Raw genomic sequence first — 5,663 nt, 5'->3', positions numbered from 1 at the left:
GGCCACCCGGGTGCCGCCCCCGGCGCCCGGGTGACGACGAGCCCGGCGGACTCGAGCTCCCGATAGGCGCGCGCGACCGTGCCGGTCGCCAGGCCGAGGTCACCGGCGAGCTGGCGCACGGACGGCAGGCGCTCGCCGGTGACGAGCTGGCCGGTCTCGATGAGCAGGGTCAGCTGGCGGCGCACCTGCTCGAAGGGGGGAGTCGGGTCGACGAGGTCGATCGTCACGACGTCGCTCACAGCGGCACCCCCACGGGCGAGCGGTCGGAGCTGCCCGGAGGCGGCGCCTGACCCGGCCGCAGGCGCGGCCCAGTGCACAGCGCGGCGAAGGTCCCGATCGCCGCCACCGCCGACACGAGCGCGCCCGCGCCGAAGGTGAGCTGGAGGGCTCGCGTCGACGAGGTCGCGCAGGTGCCGCCGGAGTGCGCAACCGTCATGAGCAGCAGCAGCGGCACGAGGGTCGCCCAGCACACGAGCGCGAGGGTGAGCAGCACCGACCGCGTCGACCAGCGCCGCACGGCGTCGTCGACGTCGGCCCCCTCGGCCCCCCTGGGCGGGGCGGGGCGGCGATCGTGCGGCAGGTGACCGCGGCGGCCACCAGGCCGACGAGCAGGGCGGCGGCGATCGGGATGGCGTAGTAGCTGCCGGGCCACGGGGTGCGGATCGTCGTGACGTCCCCGCACACCGTCGTCAGCGCGCGCCCGGCCCGGCCGAGGTCGTCAGGCGAGCCCATGACCGTGCCGACGACGAGGGTCGTGGCGAGCGCGGCGACCGCGATCGTCGCGAGGGCGAGCGGGCCGGCGCCGATGTGGTCGCGCACCCGTCGGGGTCTGGCCAGCGCGGTGCGGGTGAGGGTCGTCTGCCGCGGGCGCGCAGCTCGCCGACGCACATGACCAGGATCAGGGCCATGCCGCCGACCGCCGGTGCGAGGGCGGCGACCCGCCCCAGCGAGACGCCGGCCAGGGCGAAGAGCGCGACCGTCGTGACCAGCGCGAGGACGACGGCCCAGGCGAACCACCGAGTCGAGCGGCGGTGCAGGTGCACCACGGCCGCGTGCTCCGGTGCCGTGAGCGGGGTGCGCGAGCGGGCGAGCAGCCACACGAGGAGCGCGACGGCGAGCACCGCCAGGAGGACGAAGGGGAGGACGAGCACGCTGGCCATGGCCGGCTCCTTGTGTCAGGTGAGTGTGACAAGACGAGAGTCCTCCTCCCTTCGCCTTGTGTCAAGTGCATGTGACAAGTCGTCGTGCGCCGACCCGTGGACGCGATTGCCTGCATGGCGCACGGATTCGTATCATCTATCCAGTGACCGGTCCCCGACAGTTGCACTCCATCGGCCGACGACGCGCCTACGCCATCTGGGGTGCCGCCCTGGCGGTCTACGTCCTCGCGGTCTTCCACCGCACCTCGCTCGGCGTCGCGGGCCTGCTCGCCGCCGACCGGTTCGGGATCAACGCCAGCCAGCTCGCGACCTTCACCGTCCTCCAGCTCGCGGTCTACGCGGCGATGCAGGTGCCGGTCGGGGTGGCGCTCGACCGCTTCGGCTCGCGCGCCCTGATCATCAGCGGGCTCGTGTGCATGACCATCGGGCAGCTGTGGTTCGCCGTCGCCGACAGCTTCGCCATGGGCCTGGGGGCCCGCGCCCTCGTCGGCGCCGGCGACGCGATGGTCTTCACCGCCGTCCTGCGGCTCGTCGCGGTGTGGTTCCTCGTGCGACAGGCGCCGGTCATCACCCAGATCACCGGCATGATCGGCCAGATGGGCGCCGTCGCCGCGGCGGTGCCGCTGAGCGCCGCCCTGCACGACCTCGGCTGGACCCGCACCTATGCGCTCGCCGCCTCGCTCGGCGTCATCCTCCTGCTCAGCGCCTTCGCGATCATCAAGGACTCGCCCTACGAGCGCGGCGAGGTCGAGCGGATCAAGCTGCGCGCCCTGCGGCACAGCCTCACCGAGGTCTGGCGCGACCCCGGCACCCGGCTCGGGCTGTCGGTCCACTTCACCTCGCAGTTCGCCCCGACGGTCTTCACCCTGCTGTGGGGCTACCCCTTCCTCGTCTCGGGGCAGGGCCTGTCGCCGACGACCGCCTCGACGCTGCTCACCCTGATGACCTTCGTCGCGCTCGTCGCCGGGCCGACGATCGGCCGCTGGACCGGCCGCAACCCCTACTACCGCTCGGTCGTCGCCCTCGGTGTCGTCGGCGCCATCGCGATCGTCTGGGCGGTCGTCCTCGCCCTGCCCGACCGGTCGCCGCTGTGGCTGCTCGTCGTGCTCGTCGCCGTCACCGCCGTGGGCGGCCCCGGGTCGATGATCGCCTTCGACCTCGCCCGCACCTTCCACCGCAACGACCGCCTCGGGCGCGCATCCGGCGTCGTCAACATGGGCGGCTTCATCGCCTCGCTCGTGACGATGGCGCTCATCGGTCTCGTCCTCGACCGGCTGGCGCCCGGCGGCCCCGACACCTACACCCTCGACGACTTCCGCATCGCGATGAGCGTGCAGTTCCTCCTGTGGGGCTTCGGCGCGGCGATGATCCTGCGCTACCGCCGGTTGAGCCTGCGGCGGGTCGCCGACGCCGGCGCGATGGACGCCCTGCGTCGGGGTGAGGCGCTGCTCCCGGGCATCTCCCGGGACCACGAGGACTGACCGGCGAAGGGGGGTCAGAGCCCGGCGAGCAGTTGGCGCGAGATGACGAGCCGCTGGATCTGGTTGGTCCCCTCGAAGATCTGGGTCACCTTCGCCTCGCGGAAGTAGCGCTCGACGGGGAAGTCCTGGGTGAAGCCGGCGCCGCCGAGGACCTGGATCGCCTCGGTCGTCACCCGCATCGCCGCGTCGGTCGCGACGAGCTTGGCCACCGCCGCCTCCTTGCCGAAGGCCCGCCCGGCGTCGCGCAGCCGCGCCGCGTGCAGGTAGGTCGCCCCGGCCGCTCGTCACGGCGGCCTCCATGTCGGCGAGGAGGAAGGCCAGGCCCTGGTTGCTCGCGATGGTCCGGCCGAACTGCTCGCGCTCTGCCGCATAGCGGGCCGCGACGTCGAGCGCCGCCTGCCCCAGGCCCGTCGCCACCGCGGCGCTGCCCAGCGCCCGGCGTCGAGCCCGGCCAGCGCCATCGGCACCCCGCGCCCGAGCTCGCCGACCTGGCGCTCACCGCTCACCGGCACGTCCTCGAAGATCACCTCGCGCACGGTGTCGCCGTGCAGGCCCATCTTCTTCTCGGGGGTGCCGAAGGACAGCCCCTCGGCGTCGGCCGGCACGACGAAGCAGCTGACCCCGCGGCCGCCGTCGTCGCTCGTGCGGGCGAAGGTCGTGTAGTAGTCGGCGTGGCCGGCGTGCGAGATCCACGCCTTGCGCCCGCGGATGCGCCAGTCGTCGCCGTCGGGCGTCGCCCGCGTCGTCATCGCGCCGATGTCGGAGCCGGCGAGCGGCTCCGAGAGCGCATAGGCGCCGAGGGTCTCGCCGGAGAGCATGTCGGGCAGCAGGGCCTGCTGCTGCTCCGGCGTGCCGTAGGTGTGCACGGCATAGGCCGTCAGCGAGTGGACCGAGACGCCGACCGCGACCGCGGCCCAGGCCGAGGCGATCTCCTCGACGACCTGCAGGTAGACCTCGTAGGGCTGTCCACCGCCACCGAGCTCCTCGGGATAGGGCAGCGAGAGCAACCCCGCCCGCCCGAGGGTGCGGAAGACCTCCCGCGGGAAGACCTCCTCGGTCGCCGCGCGCGCCTCGACCTCGTCCACCTGCGGTCGCAGGGTCTTGTCGCAGATCGCCCGGGTGAGCTCGATGAGATCGTCACCGATGTCCGTGGGCATGAGCCTCGTTGCTGCCATGGGCATCACTGTAGGTGCGGCATCGCTGCCGGCAGCCATCCGGTGGGCCACCTACGGTGGAGGGGTGAGACCTCCCTTCGCCCGCACCGCAGCGACGACGACCGCCATCGCGCTGGCCCTGGCCGCCTGCTCCGCCGACGAGACCTCGAGCCCCACCTCGTCGTCGTCCACCTCCTCTGCCGCGACGTCCTCGCAGCCGACGACGTCGTCGAGCAGCACCACCGCCCCGGCACCTCGCGTCACCGGTGCCCCGGCCTCGCTGACCGCGGCGGTCGCGAAGAAGTACGGCAGGAGCCCGCTGCGCGGCAAGGCCTCGCTCGGCACCTGGCGCGGCGCGAAGGTCGCGGTCGTCACCGCCGCGACGACGCGACCTCGCCGTGCGGCCAAGGGCCGGCAGGAGTGGAAGGTCGTCGGCGGCTGGTGGCCCAGCCTCGGTGCGACCCGCGGCAAGGCCGACGTCGGGGCAGCCGTCACGTCCTCGTCATCGGCTCCGACGCCCGCGAGGGTCAGGACGTGGAGCACTCGCGGGCCGACGCGATCCAGCTCCTCGGTGTCGACGGGGTCGGCGGCGCCGGCCTCATGGGCTTCGCCCGCGACCTGTGGGTGCCGATCCCCGGCCACGGCGAGGGCAAGCTCAACTCCTCGATGGTCTTCGCCGGCCCGAGCGGGCAGACGGAGTCGGTGAGCAGCGTGAGCGGCATCGACGCCGACGGCTACGTCGTCACCGGCTTCGACGGCTTCAAGGCGATCGTCGACGACCTCGGCGGGCTGAACTTCATGGCGCCGAAGGCGATGGACTCGCACCTGAGCGGTGGCCAGGTCAAGAAGGGCTACAACCACCTCGACGGCATGGAGGCCCTCGCCTGGTCGCGCGAGCGCAAGACCCTGCCCGGTGGCGACTTCGACCGCTCACGCAACCAGGGCCTGCTCCTGGCCTCGGCGGCGATCCAGGCGCGCCTGCGCGGGCCGGGTTCGCTGCCCGAGGCGCTGACGGTCATCGACGAGCACGCGAGCAGCAACCTCTCGGCGGAGGAGATGCTCCTTTTCACGGCGGCCTTCTTCCGGGTCAACCCCACGCAGGTGGGGCACGCCGTGGCGAAGGGGCCGACGGGCATGCAGTCGGGCCAGTCGATCGTGCGTCTCGACGAGGACTCCCGGCGGGCCTTCCGCGACTTCCGCGACGGTCGCCTCAGCTGATCGGCGCGGCGTGCGCCGGGTGCACCCGCACCTGCGTCGCCTTGAGCGAGACCCACACCGGGTCGCCCGGCCGCAGCGGCACGTCGGTGAGGGCGGCGGGCGTGACCTCCGCTCCCATGACGAAGGGGGAGTCCAGCCGGACCCGCACGCGGCCGGCGTGGGTCTCCACCCGCGCGACCCGGCCACGCCAGACATTGCGCGGCGACCCCTCGGGCCGGGTGCGGTGCAGCGAGAGCGCGTCGGGGGCGAAGGACACCCAGCAGTCACCCGTGAGGTCGTGCGGTCCGGTCGCGATCTCGACCGGGGCGCCCGTCTCGTCGTGGCCACGGCGCCGCCACCCGCGGTCGCCCGGGCGCGCACGAGGTTGACCCCGGCGAGCCCGGCGGTGAATCCGCTGCGCGGGCGCGCCAGGACATCGCGCACCGGGCCGTGCTCGACCGGGTCGCCGAGCACGGTGAGCGTGTCGCGCGGTCCGTCGCACACGGTGAGCACGTCGAGCACGTCGTGGGTGACGAGCACGACGACGAAGTCGGAGCGCTCGTGCGTGACATCGGCGAGGACGGCGCGCATGGCCGGGGTCGCCTCGACGTCGAGGGCGGCGAGCGGCTCGTCGAGCAGCAGGGCCGCCGGCTCGGCGGCCAGGGCGCGGG

8 protein-coding genes and 1 pseudogene are annotated in these 5,663 nt (G+C 73.6%); 3 read left to right on the top strand and 6 right to left on the bottom strand.

Translation table 11 applies throughout. The features are described 5' to 3' along the window. From AC2W7J_RS15290 to AC2W7J_RS15280, 3 genes are all read right to left on the bottom strand, one after another. The coding region (locus tag AC2W7J_RS15290) for a GntR family transcriptional regulator (RefSeq protein WP_485983442.1) at positions 1-239 on the bottom strand (239 nt) is incomplete at its 3' end. Beyond that, positions 236-517 carry a hypothetical protein gene (locus AC2W7J_RS15285; protein WP_485983440.1) on the bottom strand — a complete coding sequence of 94 codons (282 nt, stop codon included), beginning with the start codon at positions 515-517 and terminating at the stop codon, positions 236-238. The genes AC2W7J_RS15290 and AC2W7J_RS15285, both read right to left, overlap by 4 nt. Before the next feature lie 172 nt (positions 518-689). Beyond that, complete coding sequence (locus AC2W7J_RS15280; protein ID WP_485983438.1) at positions 690-1,160, bottom strand: hypothetical protein; 471 nt, start codon at positions 1,158-1,160, stop codon at positions 690-692. Positions 1,161-1,303: 143 nt separating this feature from the next. On the opposite strand from AC2W7J_RS15280, the gene AC2W7J_RS15275 reads away from it, so the two are divergent. Further along, a complete protein-coding gene (locus AC2W7J_RS15275; protein WP_485983436.1) occupies positions 1,304-2,641 on the top strand; it encodes an MFS transporter in 1,338 nt (445 codons plus the stop codon). A gap of 14 nt (positions 2,642-2,655) precedes the next feature. On the opposite strand, the pseudogene AC2W7J_RS15270 reads toward AC2W7J_RS15275, so the two are convergent. Together AC2W7J_RS15270 and AC2W7J_RS15265 are read right to left on the bottom strand one after the other, a co-directional pair. Next, a pseudogene (locus tag AC2W7J_RS15270) lies at positions 2,656-3,816 on the bottom strand (acyl-CoA dehydrogenase family protein). Between the two features lie 51 nt (positions 3,817-3,867). Beyond that, positions 3,868-4,170, bottom strand: coding sequence for a hypothetical protein (locus AC2W7J_RS15265; RefSeq protein WP_485983434.1), 303 nt, complete (start codon positions 4,168-4,170; stop codon positions 3,868-3,870). A 66-nt stretch (positions 4,171-4,236) separates the two neighbouring features. Between AC2W7J_RS15265 and AC2W7J_RS15260 the strand changes: the two genes are divergently transcribed. Next, positions 4,237-5,013: an LCP family protein gene (locus tag AC2W7J_RS15260; protein WP_485983432.1), complete on the top strand. Its 777-nt coding sequence runs from the start codon at positions 4,237-4,239 to the stop codon at positions 5,011-5,013. Here the strand turns inward: AC2W7J_RS15260 and AC2W7J_RS15255 are convergent. Continuing rightward, positions 5,006-5,269: a TOBE domain-containing protein gene (locus AC2W7J_RS15255; RefSeq protein WP_485983430.1), complete on the bottom strand. Its 264-nt coding sequence runs from the start codon at positions 5,267-5,269 to the stop codon at positions 5,006-5,008. The genes AC2W7J_RS15260 and AC2W7J_RS15255 overlap by 8 nt on opposite strands. 173 nt (positions 5,270-5,442) lie before the next feature. On the opposite strand from AC2W7J_RS15255, the gene AC2W7J_RS15250 reads away from it, so the two are divergent. Continuing rightward, positions 5,443-5,663, top strand: a 221-nt coding sequence (locus AC2W7J_RS15250; RefSeq protein ID WP_485983428.1) for a hypothetical protein, incomplete at its 3' end; no start/stop codon positions are given.

The organism is Janibacter sp. CFPM2_SD2, from assembly GCF_057364645.1.
The sequence above is the reverse complement of the archived record's forward strand: the minus strand, read 5'-3'. Positions and strand labels throughout refer to the sequence as shown.